Below are 19,924 nucleotides of genomic sequence, written 5' to 3'. Positions count from 1 at the left end.
TGATGATTGCGGACATCAAGAAAGATGCAGAACAACGGATGCAGAAAAGCATCGATGCACTGAAAAATGATTTGACGAAGATTCGTACCGGACGTGCGCATCCGAGTCTGTTGGATCAGGTAATGGTTGATTATTACGGTTCTGAAGTACCGTTGAGCCAAGTGGCTAACGTGAGCACCGAAGACGCACGTACCCTGAAAGTGGTTCCGTGGGAAAAGCCAATGGCAGCCAAAATTGAGAAGGCGATTTTGACTTCTAACCTGGGTTTGAACCCGGCGAATGACGGCAATGCGATTCGGGTGCCATTACCGGCGTTGACTGAAGAGCGTCGCCGCGATTTGGTGAAGCTGGTGAAAGGTGAAGCCGAAGGTGCGCGGGTAGCGGTGCGTAATATTCGTCGCGATGCGAATTCAGATTTCAAAGCCTTGCTGAAAGAGAAAGAAATTTCTGAAGATGAAGAGCGTCGCGCTACCGATGACATTCAAAAACTGACTGACCACTACATTAAGGAAGTGGAAGTCGTGATGGAAAAGAAAGAAAAAGAATTGATGGAGGTCTAATGACGATTCCCCGGCATGTTGCCATTGTCATGGATGGGAATGGGCGTTGGGCAAAAGCGCGGTTCCTGCCCCGGCTTATGGGACATCATCGGGGTGTCGAAGCAGCCCGCAAGGTGATCCGCGCTTGCAGTGATGCAGGTGTGGGTTGCTTGACACTGTTTGCTTTTAGCAGTGAAAACTGGAAACGCCCGGAAGAGGAAGTGAGCGGCTTAATGTCGTTGTTCATTTCGGCATTGGAACGTGAGGCCGCTGCGTTACAACGGCATAATGTACGGATGCGTTTTATCGGCGACCGTAGCGCGTTTTCCAGTGAATTACGCACCAAAATCACTCAAGTGGAAGCCTTAACCGCAAACTGTGACGGGATGCAGTTGTTAATTGCGGCGAATTACGGCGGGCGTTGGGATATTTTACAAGCGGCGCAGACCTTGGCCACGCAGGTATTGCAAGGCGAGTTAAGCGTCGCGGAAATAGACGAAACAAGGTTTACGGCAGCATTATCAACGGGTGACGCACCCGAGCCGGATTTGTTTATTCGCACGGGTGGCGAACGTCGCATCAGTAATTTCCTGATGTGGCAATTAGCGTATGCGGAACTGTATTTTACGGACACATTGTGGCCAGAGTTTGATGCGGCGAGTTTGCAGGCGGCTTTTGCAGATTTTGCCAGTCGTCAGCGACGTTTCGGAATGACAGGTGATCAGGTATCAGGAGTGAAGAATGCTTAAGCAACGGATTATGACTGGACTGGTGCTCATCACCTTAGTATTCGCGGGGGTGATTTTTTTACCGACTCCGCTGTTTGCCTTGTTTTCGATGATGTTTATCGTGGGTTTGGGCGCGTGGGAATGGGCGGGTTTGACCGGCTGTTATCTGCCTGAAAAACGCATGATGGGCACGTTGATGATTCTGATGGCTTCCGTGCCTTTGGTGTTTTTACCCTTGCCTACGATGTCGGTGTTGTGGGTAAGTGTACCGATTTGGACGGCGGTCTTGCTGGCGTTATGGATTTACCCCAAAAACGCAGGTATGTATAAAAAATATTCGTTGGTAATGCGCATTTTAGGGATTTTTGTGCTGTTACCGGCGTGGTTCGCGCTGTTTAAATTGCATCAAATGGATCCTCGCTACGTGTTGTATTTAATCACGTTAGTGGCACTTGCGGATACTGCTGCTTATTTTACCGGGCGTAAGTGGGGGGTAACAAAGCTTGCACCGCATTTGAGTCCGGGTAAAACCCGCGAAGGCATGTCTGGCGCAGTCGTGGTAACGGCCGCTTGGGCAACGCTGGCGACGATGTGGTTGCCTGTGCCTGCGGATAAGTCGATTCATTTCATGATTTTGTCGATGTTTGTGGTGCTGATGTCAGTCGCTGGTGATTTGTTCGAGAGCTTGCTGAAACGTGAGGCAGGGGTCAAAGATAGCGGTCAAATCTTACCGGGACACGGCGGTATTTTAGATCGTGTGGATAGTCTATTGGCAGCCGCACCGATTTTCGCACTCGGTTTATTGTGGCTGGCATGAGGTCGGTGATGGTATCTAAAGGCATTACAGTTCTCGGTTCCAGTGGCAGTATTGGGGTAAGTACCCTTGACGTATTGGCGCGTCATCCTGAGCGTTTTCATGTATTTGCCTTGACTGCGCACACCCACGTTGAGCGGTTATTGGCGCAATGTTTGCAGTTTCGTCCGCGCTATGCCGTCATGGTTGAACCTCGTGCAGCGGAATTGCTGGCAAGTGCGTTGCGTGATGCGGGCAGTGAAACCGAAGTATTAGCCGGTGTCGATGCCTTGAGCATGGTAGCGAGTCATCCACAAACCGATTATGTGATGGCAGCGATTGTGGGTGCGGCGGGTTTATTGCCCAGTTTAGCCGCCGCTCGTGCCGGTAAGCGGGTATTGCTGGCGAATAAAGAATCGTTGGTTATGTCCGGGCAATTGTTCATGGACGCAGTGCGCGAACATTCAGCCGTATTATTGCCCATCGACAGTGAACACAATGCAGTGTTTCAGTGTCTGCCGCGTGACGGCAAAGACGGCGTGGAAAAGATTTTATTGACGGCTTCCGGCGGCCCGTTCCGCACTTGGTCACAAGAGGCTTTGGCGCACATCACTCCTGAACAAGCGGTGGCGCACCCCAACTGGTCGATGGGGCAAAAGATTTCTGTGGATTCCGCCACCTTGATGAATAAAGGCTTGGAAGTGATTGAAGCCTGTTGGTTATTTGATCTTCCAGCGGAACGTGTGCAAGTCGTTGTGCATCCGCAAAGTACCATTCACTCAATGGTGTCCTATAATGATGGTTCTGTCCTGGCGCAGTTAGGCAACCCGGATATGCGTACTCCGATTGCTTACGGCTTGGGATGGCCGGAACGGTTGGTATCCGGGGTGGCTCCGTTGGATTTATTTGCCACGGCGCGTTTGGATTTTGAACAGCCGGATACCGAACGTTTTCCGTGTCTGGCGTTGGCGTATGAGGCACATACGCGCGGTGGTTACGCGACCATTGCGTTAAATGCCGCGAATGAAGAAGCCGTTAAAGCATTTCTAAATCGGGAAATTGCTTTTACCGCTATTCCACATATCGTGAAACAGGTAATGCAAATGGCGAGCGAGGGTACACCCATGAATGTTGAAGATATTATTGTTCAGGATGGGGAAAGCCGCCGCCATTCACTATCGTTCATCAAAAATAAGAAAATGCATTAAACCATGAGCTTGCTTATTATTATTCCCGCATTTCTTGTCACCATCGGTATTTTAGTTACCGTACACGAATTTGGTCATTACTGGGTTGCACGACGTTTAGGCGTGAAAGTATTGCGCTTTTCGATTGGTTTTGGCAAACCGCTGTGGAAACGGGTGTCAAAAGACGCTGATCGGGTGGAATACGTGGTAGCTGCGTTGCCATTAGGCGGTTACGTGAAAATGCTGGACGAGCGCGAATGCGAAGCCGGTTGTGAAATCCCAGAACATGAATTGCCGCGTGCCTTTAATCGTCAGGTATTGTGGAAGCGTGCCGCGATTGTGTTTGCCGGACCGTTGGCCAATTTTCTGTTAGCGATTGCGGTTTACGCGCTGACTTTTGTACTGGGTGTGGATACATTTCGCCCGGTGGTGGAAGTGCGTGCAGACACACCAGCGTCGATTGCAGGCTTTCAAACGGGCGACACCTTGACCGCCATTAATGGCGAACCGGTGGCATCGTGGGATGATCTGCACATGTTATTGGTGGAAGATTACCTTAAATCTCCGCGTCTTGAAGTCAGCGTTACCACTCGTGATGGCAATAATGCGCAACGGGTACTGGATTTGGGGGATAAGCCCATGTTCAAAGACGAATCTGACTTTCTGAATAAAGCGGGTTTGTCATTGTGGACGCGCGGTACTGGCATCAGTGGTGTATTGGCAGGCTCCGCTGCTGAGCAAGCAGGTTTGCAAGCGGGCGATAAGGTATTGTCAGTGGCGGGTACTTCACCGCAAAGCGTTCATGAGTTTATTCAAATCATTCAAAAACACGCGGGACAAACGCTGAGTTTACAAATCCGGCGTGGTGATAATGACGTGAGCATCAATGTGACTCCGCAATCCAAAGAGCTTGATGGTAAAACCGTGGGTAGTCTTGGTGCGAATGTGGGTGCTTACATGACCGATGCGGCACGCGCAGAATTGGCCTTTACCCAGCGTTACGGGGTGTTTGAAGCATTGTGGCGCGGTGTGGTAAAAACCAAGCAGATGTCTGTCGTGACATTGAAACTGATGGGGCGTATGCTCACGGGCGAAGTGGCCTTGAAGAATGTCAGTGGCCCGGTAACGATTGCACAGTTTGCAGGCGCGAGTGCTTCGATTGGTTTAGGAGCGTTTTTAGGATTCTTGGCAATTGTAAGCATTAGTCTGGGTGTGTTGAATCTGTTGCCCGTGCCGATGTTGGATGGCGGACATTTGATGTATTACCTGATTGAGCTGGTGAAAGGTAGTCCAGTTTCAGCAGAAGTGGAAGCCGTTGGCTTTCGGATAGGAATGGCACTCATCGGTTGTTTGATGGTGCTTGCTTTGTATAACGATTTCATGCGGTTGATGAATTAATTATGAAAAAACAGACACTTGGTTTATCCGTTGCAAGCTGTTTGGTGGTCTTGAGTCAGACCGCATGGGCAGCCGGTTTTGTGGTGCGTGATATTGAGGTTAATGGTTTGGAGCGTGTACCAGCGGGTACAGTGCTCAACTATTTACCGGCACGTATTGGTCAAGCTTTTGACGATCAGCAAACCGGCAATGCCATTAAAGCGTTGTTTGGCACAGGTTTGTTTGACGATGTGAAAGTCGGACGGCGTGGCGATGTGTTAGTGGTTAACGTGGTGGAACGTCCTGCCATCGGTGAGATTAACCTCAAAGGCAACCGCAAAATTCCTTCCGCGAAACTCATGGAAGTGCTGAAATCCCGCAATGTCGGCAAAGGCGATACCCTTGATAAAGCTGCGTTGTTGAGCATCCAACAAGAATTAGAAGAGCAATACAAGGCGATGGGTTACTACGGGGTGAGCGTAGAAACCACGATTGAACCGTTATTGCGTAATCGCGTTGCAGTCAATATTAACGTGAAGGAAGGTGCGACAACCCGCATCAAAAACGTCAAAATCGTCGGCAATCAAGCGTTCCCTGAAGCGGTTTTATTAAAGCAATTGGAATCTGGCCCACGCGGGGCATTTACGATTCCTTTCCTGAGTGACCGTGATAAATATTCCAAAGATAAACTCATTGGTGATTTGGAAAACCTCACTTCTTTCTACCGTGACCGTGGTTATCTGAATTTTGAAATTACTTCTACGGAAGTCACTATGTCACCGGATAAGAAGGATATTTTCCTGACGGTGGGCGTACAAGAAGGTGATCAATACCGCATTCGTGATGTTACGGTAGCTGGTGATTTGGGGCTGTCAAAAGAGCAGTTGGGCGAGTTAATTAAAATCCGCCAAGGCCAAGTATTTTCCCAAAAAGCGTTGGAAGAAACCCGTAAAAACCTCGAAGGTAAATTGGGTGAGCAAGGTTTTGCAGCGGCAAAAATCAATGCGGTGCCTGATTTCGATCAGGCCAATAAACAAGTTGGTATTACCTTGGCTGTCGAAACCGGTCGTCGTATTTATGTACGCCGGATCGACATTCGTGGGGCTAACCGCACCAAAGATGAAGTGTTCCGCCGTGAATTGCGTCAGTTAGAAAGCTCGCAGTATTCCAAAGAGCAAATTGAGCGTTCTAAAGTGCGTTTAGAGCGTTTGCCTTATGTGGAAGAAGCAAGCATTGAAGTCGAGCCTGTCGCAGGCACAGAAGACCAAGTGGACTTGATTGTGAAAGTCACTGAGCGTTCTTCCAACCAATTCCGTGTGGGTGCTGGGTATTCACAATCGCAAGGGGTGTTGTTTAACGTTAACCTGAACCAAGAAAATTTCATGGGTACGGGTAAACAAATGGATATTAACGTTGATAACAGCAAGGTTAATAAAAATTACAGCATTAGTTATACCAACCCGTATTACACCCCGGATGGCATTAGCCGTGGCTTTAGCGTATTCCACAATAAATACGATGCGGCAGCCGAAGATATTTCCAGCTACGCATCTAACCGTACAGGTGCATCCGTCAACTACGCCATTCCGTTGAGTGAACACGACTCGGTAAGTTTCAACGTGGGCGCGGAGCAACGTGAAATTGTATTGGGTAGTGACCCAGCTAACGAAATCAAAAATTACGTAACTCAAAACGGCAGTAAATATACGCAGTTGCCGGTAACAGTGAGTTACGTGCACGATACCCGTAACCGTTCCATTTTCCCTAGTGAAGGCCAACGCCATCGCGTGTCTTTGCAAGCCAACGTACCGGGCAGCGATTTGGAATACCAAAAGCTGAGTTACGAAGGTGCGGCTTATCTGCCAGTCACCGATGATGTAACGTTTGCAGTGAAGGGCAAAGTTGGGGTATCGAATGCGGCGGGTAAAACTACCGAAGTTCCATTCTTTGATAAATACTACGCGGGCGGTATTGGTTCCGTGCGTGGTTATGATCAAAGCAGTCTCGCACCGCGTAGTGCCAGCCATAGAGACCAAATTTTAGGTGGCGATACAATGGCTTCCGCCACCGCCGAGTTGCAATTCCCTGTGCCGTTTGCGGAAGATGTCAAAGGCTTGAAAATGAGCACTTTCGTGGATGCGGGTAATGCCTATAACCGCTCTACCAGTACCGGTGACGAGAAGGCGATGCGTTATTCTGCCGGGATTGGCGCGGTTTGGTTGTCACCGATTGGGCCGTTTGAAATCAGCTATGCCAAGCCGATTAACTCCAAAACTGGTGATGAAGAGCAGAAGGTACAATTTAGCATCGGGGCTTCTTTCTAGGTCTTATGCATTTGAACGGATTCTCCACCTTCATTCAACGGACAGCGAGTCATTGCTTACTCGCTGCTCTGTTGTTGCCTGCCTTAGCCATTGCTGAAGACAATGCGTCGACAAGCCCGTTTCGCATTGCCATCGTGGATGTGTCGGTGTTATTGGAAAATTCACCGCAATCCAAAGCTGCTAATGAAAAACTCAAATCAGCCTATGTGCCGCGCGAAGAAAGCTTAAATAAAGAGCAGCAAGCGATTCAGCAACTCGAAGAGGCACTGGCAGTACGTATTGAGGCCGGTACGGTTTCCGAGGCTGATAAGTTAGAACAGCAGCGTGAATTACGTGACCGTAAACGTAAAAATGTGCGGGCGTTAGAAGATTTCCGTGAGGAAGTGCGGACTGCCCGCGACACTGCCGTGGATAATTTGCAAAGCCAAATCGTGTTAGCCATTGGCGAAGTACGTGAGCGTGAGCAGATTGACGTGGTATTACGTGAAAGTGATTACATCGTTGCCAGCAACCGTGTCGATATGACCAATAAAGTTATGCAGCATTTGGAGCAAAAATTCCAAGCCGATAAAGCCGCAGCGACTTCCGCAGAACCGCCCCGTAAGGAATAACACCGATGGCGACGTATTCACTGGCAGCGTTAGCGGACTATACCGGCTCCACTTTGCAAGGGGATGGGGCTTTGTGTTTTGCGTCGGTGGCGGCAATTGATCAGGCATCTGTTAATGATTTAAGTTATGTGCGCGGCGGTAAATACCGTCATTACCTTGAAACCAGTACGGCTGGCGCATTGATTTTGCCCCCTGAACTGGCAACGAATTACGCGGGATCTTGTCTGGTTAATACCGATCCTTACCTCGCCTATGCCAAAATCGTGGCATTGTTATACCCCGTCCCGCGTCCTGCCACAGGCATTCACCCCAGTGCGGTGATTGCGGCTGACGTAGTGTTGGGCGAGGGTGTCAGCGTTGGTGCTCATGCAGTGATTGAAGCCGGTGCAGTGCTGGATGCGGGTGCGATGATCGGTGCGGGCTGCGTGATTGGTGAAAATTGCCATGTCGGTGCGCAAACCCAACTTCATCCGCGTGTGACCTTGGCGTACCAAACGCAGGTGGGGCAACGTTGTATTATTCATTCCGGCGCGGTGTTAGGTGCGGATGGCTTTGGCTTTGCGCCTGATCGGGGTATGTGGTACAAGATTCCTCAAGTGGGCAATGTCGTGGTCGGTGATGACGTGGAAATTGGTGCAAATACCACCATTGACCGCGCTGCATTAGGCTCTACGCGCATTGGTAATGGGGTTAAATTGGATAATTTAATCCAGATTGGACACAACACTCAGATTGGTGATTACACCGCGATTGCCGCTTGCACCGCCGTTGCTGGCAGTGTGCAAATCGGTAAACATTGCCAAATCGCAGGCATGTGTGCGATTGCAGGGCATTTAAGTATTGCCGACCGTGTAATCGTGACTGGCACTAGCATGGTGTCGCATTCCATTACCGAAGCGGGTGTGTATTCATCCGGGACATCGGTAACGGAAAATGCGGTTTGGCGTAAAAATGCTGCCCGCTTTAATCAATTGGATAAACTCGCCCGCCGTGTGGTGGCGTTGGAAAAGCAATTGGCAGATTTACATAACAAGGATTTAGATTGAGGGCACTATGGGCACGATGAATGTTGAGCAGATTAGAAATTACCTTCCGCACCGCTATCCGTTTTTGCTGGTAGACCGTGTTGTCGAATACGAAGTGGGTAAATCGCTTACTGCTATTAAAAATGTCACGGTTAATGAGCCGTGGGTCAACGGGCATTTCCCGCATCAACCCATTATGCCGGGTGTGCTGATTATTGAAGCCTTGGCGCAAGCTACGGGTTTGCTGGGTTTTCGCACGATGGGTGAAGAACCACAAACGGATACGCTGTATTTACTGGTGGCGGTGGATAACGCGCGTTTCAAGCAGGCCGTTGTGCCAGGTGATCAGTTAGTAATGCAGGTGGAGCTGGTAAAGCGCAAAGGCATTATGTGGGTGTTCAAAGCCGAAGCACGGGTGGATGGTAAGTTGGCGGTATCTGCCGAACTGATGTGTGCTGCGAAAAAAGAGAAAGTCGCTTGAGTAACGGGTTAATCCATCCCACCGCGATTATCCACCCCGGTGCATACTTGGATGATGGGGTGGAGGTCGGTGCGTACAGCGTCATTGGCGATAATGTACGCATTGGGCGCGGCTCGAAAATCGCTTCTCATGTAGTGATTGAAGGGCCGACGCAACTAGGTGAGGATAATCAGGTTTATCCATTTGCCTCATTGGGTGCGGCTCCGCAGGACAAGAAGTTTCGCGGTGAACCCACCGAATTGTTGATTGGTGATCGCAATGTGATTCGCGAATGCTGCACCTTTAACCGTGGCACAGTGCAGGACAAGGGTAAAACGGTGGTCGGCGATGATAACTGGATCATGGCTTACGTGCATATTGCGCACGATTGCATCATCGGTAATCACACGATTTTTGCCAATAACGCGACTTTGGCGGGTCATGTAGAGATTCGTGATTGGGTAATTTTGGGTGGTTTTACCTTGGTGCATCAGTTTTGCGTAATTGGCGAACATGCTTTCACTGGCATGGGTTCGTCGGTGAGTAAAGATGTACCACCGTTTGCAATGGTGTCTGGCGCACCGGCTGAACCGCACAGCATCAATTTGGAAGGGCTGAAACGCCGTGGTTTTAGTAAGGAAGCCATCCAGCGTATCAAAGAAGCCCACCGTATCCTTTATCGTCAACAACTCCCCGTGCAGGACGCGCTCGCCAAGATCGAAGCGGCTTACGGTGAACATGAAGAGATTGCGCTGTTACTGGCCTTTTGCCGCCACAGCCAACGGGGATTGATCCGTTAAGCGCATGAAGCGTATTGCTATTGTCGCCGGTGAAGCATCGGGGGATTTGTTGGCAGCGCGTTTAATCCGTGCGTTGCGTGAATCTTGTCCCGATTGTCAGTTTGAAGGTATTGCCGGAGCAGAAATGCAAGCGGCGGGCTGCCACACGCTGTTTCCCCTTGAAAAGCTTTCCGTAATGGGCTTGATTGAAGTCCTCAAACACCTGCCTGAACTGCTCAGTATCCGTAAACAGTTATTGCAACGCTGGCAAAATGATCCGCCCGATGTGTTTATCGGGGTGGATGCACCCGATTTCAACTTACCCTTAGCAGCGAAATTACATGCTTGCGGCATTCCTACGGTGCATTACGTTAGCCCGTCGGTGTGGGCTTGGCGGCAAAAGCGCGTGCGTAAAATGCAGGGTAATATTGATTTAATGCTGACCTTATTCCCGTTTGAGGCGCGTTTTTATCACGAACACGGCATTGCAGCGGAATTTGTCGGGCATCCACTCGCAGATGAAGTCAGCTTTGATGCAAGTCGTGACAGTGCACGGCAACAATTGGGTTTGCCGTTAGATGCACCGATTTTAGCGATTTTACCCGGTAGTCGCCGCAGTGAAGTGCGTTACCTTGCCCCCGATTTTTTGCAAGCTGCGCAACAATTGTGCCAGCAAAACCCGAATTTAGTGTGTGTTACGCCGGTGGTTAACGCCCGTTTGCGCGAGGAATTAGTGACGCTCCAGCAACGCTATGCCCCTGATTTACCGCTTATTTTACTTGATGGGCAATCGCGTACTTTGATGCAGGCAGCGGATTACATCCTGTTAGCCTCCGGTACGGCGGTGTTGGAAGGTATGTTGGCTGGGCGTTTAATGGTGGCGGCGTATCGGGTGCATCCGTTAACTGCGTGGTTGTTGCGCACCTTTAAACTGTTGAAAACCCAGTTTGTGACCTTGCCGAATAATTTAGCCAATGAAGCCTTAGTGCCGGAATTGCTGCAAGAAGCAGTAACACCCGATGCGGTGGCGCAGGCAGTGGCACAAATGATGCAGTTACCCACACAACGGCGCGATTATGTATTGCAGTGCTTTCAACGGTTGCATGGTGAGTTGCGCCGCGATGCCAGCAGGAGTGCTGCCCGTGCCATTATGGGGAAGGTGTTGAAGTGTTAAACGAAGGCGTTATTCAGTACCGTTTACAGCAGGTTACGCAAGTGTTGCCAGCGACATTGGCGGTTGATGCGTTGGAGGCATGTCGTGCGCGTTTGTTTGCGCAACACTTGATTGGGCAAGATCCGGCGCGTTACGAAGGTTTGGGTTACGGTAATGTTAGCGTGCGGGCAGCGTTGGCGGATAATCCGAATGCGTTTTTGATTACCGGTTCGCAAACAGGGCACTTGCCGCGCTTGCAACGCCAGCATTACGCGCTGGTGACGGCATGTGACCCGCAGGCTAATGAATTACACGCTTTGGGCGAAATTTCGCCGTCATCAGAAGCCATGACACACGCGGTTATTTACCCAATATCACCGCAAATTCAGGCTATTATCCATGTGCATTCAGCGGATTTATGGCAGAATGCGCAGCGGTTAAAGCTCCCGTGTACGGCGGCTGATATTCCCTACGGTACGCCGCAAATGGCGGCTGCGGTGCAAATATTGTGTTAACACAAGGCGCACCGCACGGTATTTTAGCGATGCTAGGGCACACCGATGGCATTGTAACGTGGGGGCAAACGCTCGCCGAAGCAGAGCAGCAACTCATGCAATCATTCATATTCTAATAGGACGTGTCATGGTTTACCTGACCAAACTCAAGCACACAGGCTCCGTCATCAGTTCCAGCGATAAGTTTGGCGCGAAGATGTTCGAGGTTTCCCAACGTTATTTTTCCCAGTATGCACGCGGCATTTTTATTGGCACGGGCAGCGGTGTAGTGGCGCAATACTTTATGGATACGCCGATCCCGTTTAGCTTTGTGGAAAAGCACCCGGCTTTTGTGCAGCAATTCCATACCCGTTTTGGTGATGATAAGCCTCTGTTAGCAAAAGATTTCTTTACCCTGCCAGTGGATAACAGCGAGGAAGGTTTAGGGCAATGCTTGATCGTATCGTGTATGCCAGTGACCGGGCCGTTTTATTCCGAAAAACTGGTGGAGCAATTTCGTGACGCGCTTAACAGCGGCTCAACCATTGTGCAAATGAGCTACACCCCCTTTATTAAACAAATTCGCTTATTTGACGGTTTGCAGCGTGAAGGTTTCAGCGTGCAGCGGGTAAGTACGGTGTTTTTCAATATTCCGCCTGCCTCTGTTTTTGTGTTACGGAAAGTCTAATGTTAATTGCAGGTGTTGATGAAGTCGGGCGCGGGCCACTCGCTGGAGCCGTGGTCGCAGCCGCAGTCATTCTTGATCCGAATCAACCGATTGTCGGGTTGAATGACTCGAAAAAACTCACGGCTAAACGTCGCGAACAACTCGCGTTAGAAATTCGTGCCAAAGCTTTGGCGTGGAGTTTAGGGCGTGCGGAAGTCGCCGAAATTGACGAAATCAATATTTTGCAAGCCACCTTTTTAGCAATGCAGCGTGCCTTGCAAGGGCTGTCGATTCAGCCGGATTTAGTGAAAATTGACGGCAATCGTTGCCCGGAATTGCCTGCTTACACCATGCAGGCGATTGTCGGGGGCGATGCGACTGTCGCCGAAATTAGCGCGGCTTCGATTTTAGCGAAAGTAGTGCGCGATGCTGAATTGGTGGAGCTGGATAAAACGTATCCACAATACGGTTTTGCGAAACACAAAGGCTACGGAACCGCACAACATTTAGCCGCTTTACAGGAATTTGGCGCAACGCCACACCATCGCACCAGCTTTGCACCCGTGCGCAAAGTGTTAGAAGCAGGGGAATGACATGACAGTGACACGCTTTGAAGACCATGTTCCGGCAATTCATCCCACCGCTTACGTCGACGCGATGGCGTATGTTAGCGGGCAAACCACGTTGGCGGAAGGCGTGTCAATCTGGCCGACCGCAGTAGTGCGTGGGGATATTAATCGCATTCAGATTGGGCGTTTAACCAATGTGCAAGACGGCGCGGTGCTGCATGTTACCCACGGCGGCGAATATACCCGCCCTGACGGTTTACCGCTGATCATTGGCGAAGAAGTTACCATCGGACACCGCGCGGTGTTACACGCCTGCACCATTGGCAATCGCTGTTTGGTCGGGATGGGCGCGATTGTGCTGGACGCGGCAGTGGTGGAAGACGAAGTGATGATTGGCGCGGGCAGTCTGGTTCCCCCCGGAAAAGTGCTGCACAGAGGGTATTTATACGTCGGCAGCCCGGTCAAACAAGCACGGGAACTTACCTCTAAAGAAAAAGCCTATCTGCGTTATTCGGCGGAATATTATCGGAAATTAGCGGAACGCACGCGGGCTAGTGCAGTAGGGGATTGATTTGCTGGTGTGTGTTTGAGGGGTAACGTTATTACTTTGGCACAACGACTCTTCAGCAGGCTGGTTGGGTCAACGGGTTTCAAGCCGCCTTACTTGAGTGTGGTCGGGTAGGCTCAAAGCTCGGCAATGTAGGACAGGGTTTCAGGATGCCGTTGCACTAAACGTAATAGCGTTACCGCCTGACCATTCGGGGCAGTGCGTCCTTGTTCCCAGCTTTCAAGCGTTCGGGCAGAGGTATGCAGGTGACGGGCAAACACACCACGCGACATATTGAACATTTCCCGAATCGTCAAAATTTCCTGTGGTTTAATTTCAGGCACACCTGCGCGTTGCACAACATGGGTGCGCAAGGTGAGTTTACCTTCTGAATGTTGCTTAGCTTCCACCAAGGCTGTGCTTAATTCTTCAAACAAGTTACGCTTGCTCATTACGCCATACCTCCATGAATGTTTTGAGTTGATGTTTCTGGTCAGCCGTCAGGTCAGACATCTCATTTTTGGCATAGATGGTCAGCAGATAAAAACGCTGGAAACTGTCGTAGTAGTAATAAATGACTCGCGCCCCGCCGCGTTTTCCCCGACCTTGGATGCCAACACGTACCTTCCTCAAACCTCCAGTGCCTTGAATAACGTCACCCACCAGCGGATTTTCCAGCAAATCGCTCTGGAACTGCTGAAACTCATCGTCTGGCAGGTATGCCGAGCGATGCTTTTCAAAAATAGTTGACTCGACGAAGACAGCTTTCATGTGAAAAATATACGTGGATCGCGTATGTATGGCAATCTATTTTTCGTTTGCGAGGATGCCATACGCGCCGTCGGAAACGATGACGGTTGGGGTGTCCCATTGGGCGTAGTGGTGGAGGCTGTCGCCGAGGTGGGGGCTGACTTGCCCGTCTGTCCAATGCGTGTGGGTGGGAAGGCTATCGAGGGTGACAGCTTTGCCGCGCCCGACCGTGCCGGGGGATGGGGTGTTCTTTGCCTTGAGTGCTACCGATGCGGACATAAACCAACGCCAAAAATCTTGTTGGGGGTAGGATAGCATAGGGCGGGTGTTGATCGGGTAACGCTATCAGTCTGATGAGTTGTCAGCCGACAGAAATTTACCTTAGAAAGTGTGTGTTTTTAGTGCGATAAGGCTAGACTTTCTGGAGATTAGTTGCGTATATTCACGGCACATACCGTGATAATGTGCTGGTTACGCATGACGATATGCGGCGACTGTGCGAAAGGTATCAGACTGGCAGGCAGAAACCCTCTTCTGTTTTATCTGAGTTCTGCTGTAGGACTTTACGAGTAGTGAGATTATAAATGGTAAGTGAATTCGCAAGTAAACCACGGCTTACACGTGCTGTTTTGCTGTTCTTATTTTTGTTTGCTATCGCGTTCACGAGTCAGTCACAAGCAGAGGGGCTACGTGTTGGCTGGAAACCTCCGTTTTTGCCCATTACGATCACTGCTGATGCAGATGGCATTGATATTTCTGGTGATAAAAGTATTGCAACACCTGTGGGTGTGTTTTATGCCGGATACTCCCATGATCTCCTAAAGAAACAAAATGATAACCTCCAGCTTGTTATCAGGGATAAAGAAGGGGAGCATGTGTATGAAATAAGAAACAATAAAAAGCTATCCGTTGTTACCGATGGCATTACTTTAATTGAGGCGGAAAATAACGTCGTTGTCGTGGATGTCACCAAAGGCAAAACAGTAAAAATACAATTTTCAACCAAGGGCGAAGAAGCCTCCGCCACAACTTCTAGCGCAGACGACACACTCCGCACCAGCAACCGCGAATCCTCTTCCAGTACATCCGGTCAATACCGCATCAACGGCGACGGCACGGTGACAGATACCAAAACCAAGCTGATGTGGAAGCGCTGTTCCGAAGGGCAAAGCGGCGACAGTTGCAGCGGTGAGGCAAGCGAATACAAATGGGATGATGCCATGTCCAAATTCGGCTCTGATGTCAGTTTCGCAGGGCATTCCGACTGGCGGATGCCGACCAAAGAGGAACTGCGTAGCTTGGTGTATTGCAGTAACGGCACACCTCAGGAAGAAGCGTGGGATTATGAGTGCGATGGCAAAGACGATAAAGCAGGTGAATATAAAGGCCCAACAATTAACCAAACTGCTTTTCCGAATACCGCACAGTGGCACTGGTCGTCCACGGAAAAAGATGCGTCCGCCGCTTGGTATGTCTTCTTCCTCAGCGGTAACGGCAATTGGCTCGTCCATGGCAATGGTCTCGCGGTGCGGTTAGTTCGTTCCGGTCAGTGATTTTGCTTTTTGTCTGAACTGGGATTTGCAGGAGAAGGAATTAGCAGGATAGGGAAGCGACTCCTCTTCAATCCTGTCCATCTTTGAATCCTATAAATCCTAGTTCAAGACCGTCATCCCCAAAACCTTAGCAGATTCATTCAAATGCTTGTCAAAACAGGCAAACACCAACGGTTGCGGCATGATTTGCAGGCTAATCGCCTCTGCCGCCGCCAGATGGATGCTGTCGTAACCCCGCAAACCAAACTGATCCGCCAGATTGCCCGCGCGTTTGACCAGCATTTCAGTGGGCAAAATCACATTCAGCGTTTGCCAATCGTTGTCGATGACGGGCAACAGTTGGGCTTTTTGGGCGGCATCCAGACGTTGCATACGCTGCGCTTTTGCCAAGGCTGCGCGTAATTCGGCATAGGCAATCAGGTGGGTGCAAGTCTGTTCTGCTTGTTCAACCGCCGCATGGACTGCTTCGGAACCGTCTTCTTCCACATACAATTTCAACCACGCGGAGGTGTCGAGATAGAGTAGGGGGATGCTCATGCACGGTCTTCCAACAGTAAATCACTCAACGACACACCTTCGGTTAAACGGATACGCTGCGCGGTAGGCAACCCCAGTTTTTTGCCAGCTTGTCCACGCCGTACCCACGCTAATTTATCCAGCGGTTGTGAAGCGCGAAGTTGCAAGTTGGGGGCTAAGCGCATCAAGCGTGCCACCGGATTGCCGTGGGTGGTGACGATGATTTCTTCGCCTGCTTGTGCGTATTTCAGGTATTCGGAAAAGCGATTTTTGAGTTCGCGGACAGCAACGTGCATAACGGTTATCTCATTTGTGGCTACATTCCTCCATTGTAGACACAGTTTGAGGTATTTGCACGATCAAAAAATGAAAGGATGTTACCCCCCAATCTCCCCCATCAACTTAACCACCCACTCCTCCCGCTCCTCCACCGTCGCCAATTCCACCTCAAACCTTAACTTATCCTGCCCATCCAGCTTAAACACCCACGGGCGTTTCTGGATCAGCGTAATCACCTTCATCGGGTCAATATTCGGTTTGTCGTCGAAGATAATCCGCCCACCCTTGACGTGCATATCCAGCTTGCGGATGCCCAGTTCCTGCGCCAGCAGCTTGACCCGCGTGACGCTGAACAGCGTCTTGGTCGGCTCTGGCAGTAGCCCGAAGCGGTCGATCATTTCCACCCGCAATTCGTCCAGTGCCGCCTGCGATTCCGCGCTGGCAATGCGTTTGTAGAGGATCAGCCGCGCATGGACATCCGGCAAATAATCGTCCGGGATCAGCGCAGGCGCACCCAATTCCACCGTGGTACGGCGGCTGGTCGCGCTCAGTTCCGGCACTTTGCCCGATTTCAACGCCTTCACCGCCCGTTCCAGCAAGTCGTTGTAGAGGTTGAAACCGATCTCCTGAATCTGCCCGCTTTGGCCTTCGCCGAGCAATTCGCCCGCGCCGCGAATCTCCAGATCGTGCGTCGCCAGCGTGAAACCGACCCCCAGTTCTTCCAGCGATTCAATCGCTTCCAGCCGCTTGACCGCATCCGGCGTGAGAGCGGATTTCGGCGGCGCAATCAGATAAGCGTAAGCGCGGTGGTGCGAACGTCCGACCCGCCCGCGCAACTGGTGCAACTGCGCCAGCCCCAGCTTGTCGGCACGGTTGATCAAAATCGTGTTGGCGGTCGGCACGTCGATGCCGCTTTCAATGATGGTAGTCGCAATCAGAATCTGGAAACGCTGGTGGTAAAAATCGCTCATGATGTTTTCCAGCTCATTCGCCCGCATCTGCCCGTGGGCATGGCGCACCGTCACACCGGGCAACATCGCGCTCAATTCCTGCTCCACCTTGTCGATGGTTTTGACCTCGTTGTGCAGCACGTACACCTGCCCGCCGCGTGACAATTCCCGCGCACAGGCTTCCTGAATGATGGTCTTGTTCCACTCGCACACAAAGGTTTTGATGGCGTGGCGTTGCGTCGGCGGGGTGGCAATGATCGACAAATCGCGCAAGCCCGACAGCGACATATTCAGCGTGCGCGGAATCGGCGTGGCGGTCATGGTCAACATATCGACATTGGCACGCAGCTTTTTCATCTGCTCCTTGTCGCGCACCCCGAAGCGGTGTTCCTCGTCGATGATCACCAGCCCCAGTTGCTTGAAATGCACATCGTCCTGCAACAGTTTGTGCGTACCGATTACGATGTCGATCTTGCCGGATGCGAGTGCCTCCAGTGCCTTGCTGGTTTCCTTGCCAGTCTTGAAGCGCGACAGCGATTCGATATTGAACGGCCAGTCGGCAAAACGGTCACGGAAATTGTTCAAATGCTGCTGCGCCAGCAAGGTGGTCGGCGCAATCATCGCCACCTGCTTGCCCGCATTCGCCGCCACGAACGCCGCCCGCATTGCCACTTCGGTCTTGCCGAAACCCACGTCGCCGCACACCACCCGATCCATCGGCTGCGCGGAACGCATATCCTTGATCACGTTTTCAATCGCCAGTGCCTGATCCGGGGTTTCCTCAAACGGGAACGCGCCCGCAAACAGGCGATAATCGTTGTCGTCAAACGGGAAGCTATGCCCCTGCTGCGCGGCACGGCGGGCGTGGATGTCGAGCAATTCCGCCGCCACATCCCGCGCTTTTTCCGCTGCTTTTTGCCGCGCCTTGTCCCACTGCTCATTGCCGAGGCGGTGCAACGGCGCGTGTTCCGGGTCAGCACCCGTGTAACGGCTGACCAGATGCAGCGCGGCGACGGGAACGTACAGCTTGTCGTGGTTGGCGTATTCGATCAGCAAATATTCCGCCGTCACTCCGCCCGCTGTGACCGTTTCCAGCCCCAGATACCGCCCGACCCCGTGTTCCTCGTGTACCACGGGTGCGCCTTCGTTGAGGTCGGTCAGGTTGCGGATAATCGCATCAGCATCGCGGGTAGCTTTGCGGCGACGGCGTTGCTGCTGGATTTGCACGCCGTGAAGCAGGTTTTCGGGAATGACCGCAATCTTCGCATCGGGCAGCCAGAAACCGTTTTCCAGCGGCGCGACCGTGACCGCCATTTCGGCTTTGCTACCGAGGAAATCCTGCCAAGTTTCCAGCGTTTTGACCGCAATGCCATTGTCTTTCAGCAGGGTGAGGAAGGCTTCACGCCGCCCGGCGGATTCGGCGGTGAATAGCACGCGCCCTTTCAGGTCTTTGAGGAAGTTGAACAGCAGGAATAGGGGCTGTTCTTGGCGGGCGTGGATGAGGAGCGAGGGGAGGGCGGCGATGGGGTAGTTCAGCGCGTTTTGGCTTCCCCCTTTGAAAAAGGGGGATTGAGGGGGATTTTCTTCCACCTCTTTAAATCGCTGCACCTCAACCCGAGGATAATCCCCAATCCAACTCCCCAACATCTCTGCCGTCAAAAACAGCTTCTCCGGTGCAAGCAACGGCCTCTCAATATCATGCCGCCGTTGCTCATACCGATACTCCACCGTCTCCCAGAACGTCTTAACCGCTGCATCCATGCCTTCAGCGAGTACTAGCAGCGTTTTCTTCGGCAAGTAATCAAACAACGTCGCGGTATGTTCAAAGAACAGCGGCAAGTAATACTCAATCCCCGCTGGCGGCTTGCCCTGACTCACGCCTTCGTAAATGCGGCTGCGGGTCAAATCCCCCTCAACCTGCGCCCGGTAGTTTTGGCGGAAAGTGCGGATACCGGCTTCATCCAGCGGAAACTCCCGCGCAGGCAGCAATTCGATGCTATCCACCACCACATCTGTCCGCTGCGTTTCCGGGTTGAAGGTGCGGATCGAATCAATTTCCTCGTCAAACAAATCAATCCGATACGGCGTATGGCTGCCCATCGGGAACAAATCGACCAGCGAGCCACGGGTCGCATATTCACCATGCGCCATCACCTGACTGACGTTGCGGTAGCCTGCTTCTTCGAGTTGCTTGCGCAATTTGTCGATATTGAGCGGTGAGCCTTTGCGTACCACGAAGGTATGTCCATGCACATAGCTGGTCGGCGCAAGGCGATGTAACAACGTGGTGGCTGGCACAATCAGGATGCCGCGCTTTAGGTTTTGCAGCGTCGCCAGCGTTTTCAGGCGTTCGGAAATGATGTCTTCGTGCGGTGAAAATACATCGTAGGGCAGGGTTTCCCAGTCGGGGAAAATGTGGCGCGGGATTTCCGGGGCGAAAAATTGCAGCGCGGAATCCATCTGGTAAGCGGTATGCACATCCGGCACGACCAGCAGGGTCAAGCCATCAAAGCCTTGCGCGGATTGGGCAATCAGCCAGTCGAGGGATGCGCCGTACAATTGCCCCCAGCGGACGTGACCGTTGGGAGCGGCGGGGAATTGGGGCTTGAGCAATACAGACATG

22 protein-coding genes are annotated in these 19,924 nt (G+C 51.6%); 16 read left to right on the top strand and 6 right to left on the bottom strand.

From position 1 onward, the window contains the following. The first annotated feature begins 2 nt into the window (after positions 1-2). The 15 genes from frr (at position 3) to J9260_RS09430 (ending at position 13,277) form a co-directional block, all read left to right on the top strand. Positions 3-560 carry a ribosome recycling factor gene (frr, locus tag J9260_RS09500; RefSeq protein WP_210217558.1) on the top strand — a complete coding sequence of 186 codons (558 nt, stop codon included), beginning with the start codon at positions 3-5 and terminating at the stop codon, positions 558-560. Beyond that, positions 560-1,288, top strand: coding sequence for a polyprenyl diphosphate synthase (uppS, locus tag J9260_RS09495; RefSeq protein WP_210217557.1), 729 nt, complete (start codon positions 560-562; stop codon positions 1,286-1,288). The genes frr and uppS overlap by 1 nt, the downstream gene beginning before the upstream one ends. After that, the gene (locus J9260_RS09490; RefSeq protein WP_210217556.1) at positions 1,281-2,084 is read left to right on the top strand and encodes a phosphatidate cytidylyltransferase; all 804 of its coding nucleotides are present in this window, start codon (positions 1,281-1,283) and stop codon (positions 2,082-2,084) included. Before uppS ends, J9260_RS09490 begins: the two co-directional genes overlap by 8 nt. Before the next feature lie 8 nt (positions 2,085-2,092). Then, positions 2,093-3,268 carry a 1-deoxy-D-xylulose-5-phosphate reductoisomerase gene (ispC, locus tag J9260_RS09485; RefSeq protein WP_210217555.1) on the top strand — a complete coding sequence of 392 codons (1,176 nt, stop codon included), beginning with the start codon at positions 2,093-2,095 and terminating at the stop codon, positions 3,266-3,268. 3 nt (positions 3,269-3,271) lie between these two features. Then, positions 3,272-4,645 carry an RIP metalloprotease RseP gene (rseP, locus tag J9260_RS09480; RefSeq protein ID WP_210217554.1) on the top strand — a complete coding sequence of 458 codons (1,374 nt, stop codon included), beginning with the start codon at positions 3,272-3,274 and terminating at the stop codon, positions 4,643-4,645. Positions 4,646-4,647: 2 nt separating this feature from the next. After that, positions 4,648-6,948: an outer membrane protein assembly factor BamA gene (gene bamA, locus J9260_RS09475; RefSeq protein ID WP_210217553.1), complete on the top strand. Its 2,301-nt coding sequence runs from the start codon at positions 4,648-4,650 to the stop codon at positions 6,946-6,948. 11 nt (positions 6,949-6,959) lie between these two features. Beyond that, entirely contained in the window at positions 6,960-7,559 is a 600-nt protein-coding gene (locus J9260_RS09470) for an OmpH/Skp family outer membrane protein (protein WP_210217552.1), read from the top strand. A 5-nt stretch (positions 7,560-7,564) separates the two neighbouring features. Next, the gene (gene lpxD, locus J9260_RS09465; RefSeq protein ID WP_210217551.1) at positions 7,565-8,605 is read left to right on the top strand and encodes a UDP-3-O-(3-hydroxymyristoyl)glucosamine N-acyltransferase; all 1,041 of its coding nucleotides are present in this window, start codon (positions 7,565-7,567) and stop codon (positions 8,603-8,605) included. Between the two features lie 7 nt (positions 8,606-8,612). Further along, positions 8,613-9,065, top strand: a complete 453-nt coding sequence (gene fabZ / locus J9260_RS09460; RefSeq protein WP_210217550.1) for a 3-hydroxyacyl-ACP dehydratase FabZ — start codon at positions 8,613-8,615, stop codon at positions 9,063-9,065. Next, a complete protein-coding gene (lpxA, locus tag J9260_RS09455; protein ID WP_210217549.1) occupies positions 9,062-9,844 on the top strand; it encodes an acyl-ACP--UDP-N-acetylglucosamine O-acyltransferase in 783 nt (260 codons plus the stop codon). Before fabZ ends, lpxA begins: the two co-directional genes overlap by 4 nt. Positions 9,845-9,848: 4 nt before the next feature. Next, positions 9,849-10,997, top strand: a complete 1,149-nt coding sequence (gene lpxB, locus J9260_RS09450; RefSeq protein ID WP_210217548.1) for a lipid-A-disaccharide synthase — start codon at positions 9,849-9,851, stop codon at positions 10,995-10,997. Further along, positions 10,991-11,491: a class II aldolase/adducin family protein gene (locus J9260_RS09445; RefSeq protein ID WP_210217547.1), complete on the top strand. Its 501-nt coding sequence runs from the start codon at positions 10,991-10,993 to the stop codon at positions 11,489-11,491. The genes lpxB and J9260_RS09445 overlap by 7 nt, the downstream gene beginning before the upstream one ends. A 127-nt stretch (positions 11,492-11,618) precedes the next feature. Then, positions 11,619-12,158: a hypothetical protein gene (locus J9260_RS09440; protein ID WP_210217546.1), complete on the top strand. Its 540-nt coding sequence runs from the start codon at positions 11,619-11,621 to the stop codon at positions 12,156-12,158. Further along, entirely contained in the window at positions 12,158-12,730 is a 573-nt protein-coding gene (gene rnhB, locus J9260_RS09435) for a ribonuclease HII (protein WP_210217545.1), read from the top strand. The genes J9260_RS09440 and rnhB overlap by 1 nt, the downstream gene beginning before the upstream one ends. A 1-nt stretch (position 12,731) precedes the next feature. Continuing rightward, positions 12,732-13,277: a gamma carbonic anhydrase family protein gene (locus J9260_RS09430; RefSeq protein WP_210217544.1), complete on the top strand. Its 546-nt coding sequence runs from the start codon at positions 12,732-12,734 to the stop codon at positions 13,275-13,277. A 113-nt stretch (positions 13,278-13,390) separates the two neighbouring features. Here the strand turns inward: J9260_RS09430 and J9260_RS09425 are convergent, their stop codons facing one another. The 3 genes from J9260_RS09425 to J9260_RS09415 are packed head-to-tail and all read right to left on the bottom strand — an operon-like array spanning position 13,391 to position 14,282. Further along, the gene (locus J9260_RS09425) at positions 13,391-13,705 is read right to left on the bottom strand and encodes a helix-turn-helix domain-containing protein (RefSeq protein WP_202717404.1); all 315 of its coding nucleotides are present in this window, start codon (positions 13,703-13,705) and stop codon (positions 13,391-13,393) included. Next, positions 13,692-14,024: a type II toxin-antitoxin system RelE/ParE family toxin gene (locus tag J9260_RS09420; protein ID WP_210217543.1), complete on the bottom strand. Its 333-nt coding sequence runs from the start codon at positions 14,022-14,024 to the stop codon at positions 13,692-13,694. Before J9260_RS09420 ends, J9260_RS09425 begins: the two co-directional genes overlap by 14 nt. 36 nt (positions 14,025-14,060) lie before the next feature. Further along, positions 14,061-14,282 (bottom strand): hypothetical protein, encoded by a 222-nt coding sequence (locus tag J9260_RS09415; protein ID WP_210217542.1) that lies wholly within the window; start codon positions 14,280-14,282, stop codon positions 14,061-14,063. A 305-nt stretch (positions 14,283-14,587) separates the two neighbouring features. Between J9260_RS09415 and J9260_RS09410 the strand changes: the two genes are divergently transcribed. Next, complete coding sequence (locus tag J9260_RS09410; RefSeq protein ID WP_210217541.1) at positions 14,588-15,556, top strand: Lcl C-terminal domain-containing protein; 969 nt, start codon at positions 14,588-14,590, stop codon at positions 15,554-15,556. Positions 15,557-15,655: 99 nt separating this feature from the next. Here the strand turns inward: J9260_RS09410 and J9260_RS09405 are convergent, their stop codons facing one another. From J9260_RS09405 to mfd, 3 genes are all read right to left on the bottom strand, one after another. Next, positions 15,656-16,093, bottom strand: a complete 438-nt coding sequence (locus tag J9260_RS09405) for a type II toxin-antitoxin system VapC family toxin (protein ID WP_210217540.1) — start codon at positions 16,091-16,093, stop codon at positions 15,656-15,658. Continuing rightward, the gene (locus tag J9260_RS09400) at positions 16,090-16,368 is read right to left on the bottom strand and encodes a type II toxin-antitoxin system Phd/YefM family antitoxin (RefSeq protein WP_210217539.1); all 279 of its coding nucleotides are present in this window, start codon (positions 16,366-16,368) and stop codon (positions 16,090-16,092) included. Before J9260_RS09400 ends, J9260_RS09405 begins: the two co-directional genes overlap by 4 nt. Before the next feature lie 81 nt (positions 16,369-16,449). After that, positions 16,450-19,923 carry a transcription-repair coupling factor gene (gene mfd, locus J9260_RS09395; protein ID WP_210217538.1) on the bottom strand — a complete coding sequence of 1,158 codons (3,474 nt, stop codon included), beginning with the start codon at positions 19,921-19,923 and terminating at the stop codon, positions 16,450-16,452. Between the last annotated feature and the right edge of the window lies 1 nt (position 19,924).

The organism is Thiothrix unzii (genome assembly GCF_017901175.1).
Taxonomy (GTDB): Bacteria; Pseudomonadota; Gammaproteobacteria; order Thiotrichales; family Thiotrichaceae; genus Thiothrix; species Thiothrix unzii.
Note: the sequence above shows the minus strand (reverse complement) of the source record. Positions and strands in the feature narration are given on the sequence as shown.

Excerpts from the sequence above, each read along its gene's own strand:
- frr (WP_210217558.1), top strand. The coding sequence starts at position 3 with ATGATTGCGGACATCAAGAAAGATGCAGAACAACGGATGCAGAAAAGC.
- uppS (WP_210217557.1), top strand. The coding sequence starts at position 560 with ATGACGATTCCCCGGCATGTTGCCATTGTCATGGATGGGAATGGGCGT.
- J9260_RS09490 (WP_210217556.1), top strand. The coding sequence starts at position 1,281 with ATGCTTAAGCAACGGATTATGACTGGACTGGTGCTCATCACCTTAGTA.
- ispC (WP_210217555.1), top strand. The coding sequence starts at position 2,093 with ATGGTATCTAAAGGCATTACAGTTCTCGGTTCCAGTGGCAGTATTGGG.
- rseP (WP_210217554.1), top strand. The coding sequence starts at position 3,272 with ATGAGCTTGCTTATTATTATTCCCGCATTTCTTGTCACCATCGGTATT.
- bamA (WP_210217553.1), top strand. The coding sequence starts at position 4,648 with ATGAAAAAACAGACACTTGGTTTATCCGTTGCAAGCTGTTTGGTGGTC.
- lpxD (WP_210217551.1), top strand. The coding sequence starts at position 7,565 with ATGGCGACGTATTCACTGGCAGCGTTAGCGGACTATACCGGCTCCACT.
- fabZ (WP_210217550.1), top strand. The coding sequence starts at position 8,613 with ATGGGCACGATGAATGTTGAGCAGATTAGAAATTACCTTCCGCACCGC.
- lpxB (WP_210217548.1), top strand. The coding sequence starts at position 9,849 with ATGAAGCGTATTGCTATTGTCGCCGGTGAAGCATCGGGGGATTTGTTG.
- J9260_RS09440 (WP_210217546.1), top strand. The coding sequence starts at position 11,619 with ATGGTTTACCTGACCAAACTCAAGCACACAGGCTCCGTCATCAGTTCC.
- rnhB (WP_210217545.1), top strand. The coding sequence starts at position 12,158 with ATGTTAATTGCAGGTGTTGATGAAGTCGGGCGCGGGCCACTCGCTGGA.
- J9260_RS09430 (WP_210217544.1), top strand. The coding sequence starts at position 12,732 with ATGACAGTGACACGCTTTGAAGACCATGTTCCGGCAATTCATCCCACC.
- J9260_RS09425 (WP_202717404.1), bottom strand. The coding sequence starts at position 13,705 with ATGAGCAAGCGTAACTTGTTTGAAGAATTAAGCACAGCCTTGGTGGAA.
- J9260_RS09420 (WP_210217543.1), bottom strand. The coding sequence starts at position 14,024 with ATGAAAGCTGTCTTCGTCGAGTCAACTATTTTTGAAAAGCATCGCTCG.
- J9260_RS09415 (WP_210217542.1), bottom strand. The coding sequence starts at position 14,282 with ATGTCCGCATCGGTAGCACTCAAGGCAAAGAACACCCCATCCCCCGGC.
- J9260_RS09410 (WP_210217541.1), top strand. The coding sequence starts at position 14,588 with ATGGTAAGTGAATTCGCAAGTAAACCACGGCTTACACGTGCTGTTTTG.
- J9260_RS09405 (WP_210217540.1), bottom strand. The coding sequence starts at position 16,093 with ATGAGCATCCCCCTACTCTATCTCGACACCTCCGCGTGGTTGAAATTG.
- J9260_RS09400 (WP_210217539.1), bottom strand. The coding sequence starts at position 16,368 with ATGCACGTTGCTGTCCGCGAACTCAAAAATCGCTTTTCCGAATACCTG.
- mfd (WP_210217538.1), bottom strand. The coding sequence starts at position 19,923 with ATGTCTGTATTGCTCAAGCCCCAATTCCCCGCCGCTCCCAACGGTCAC.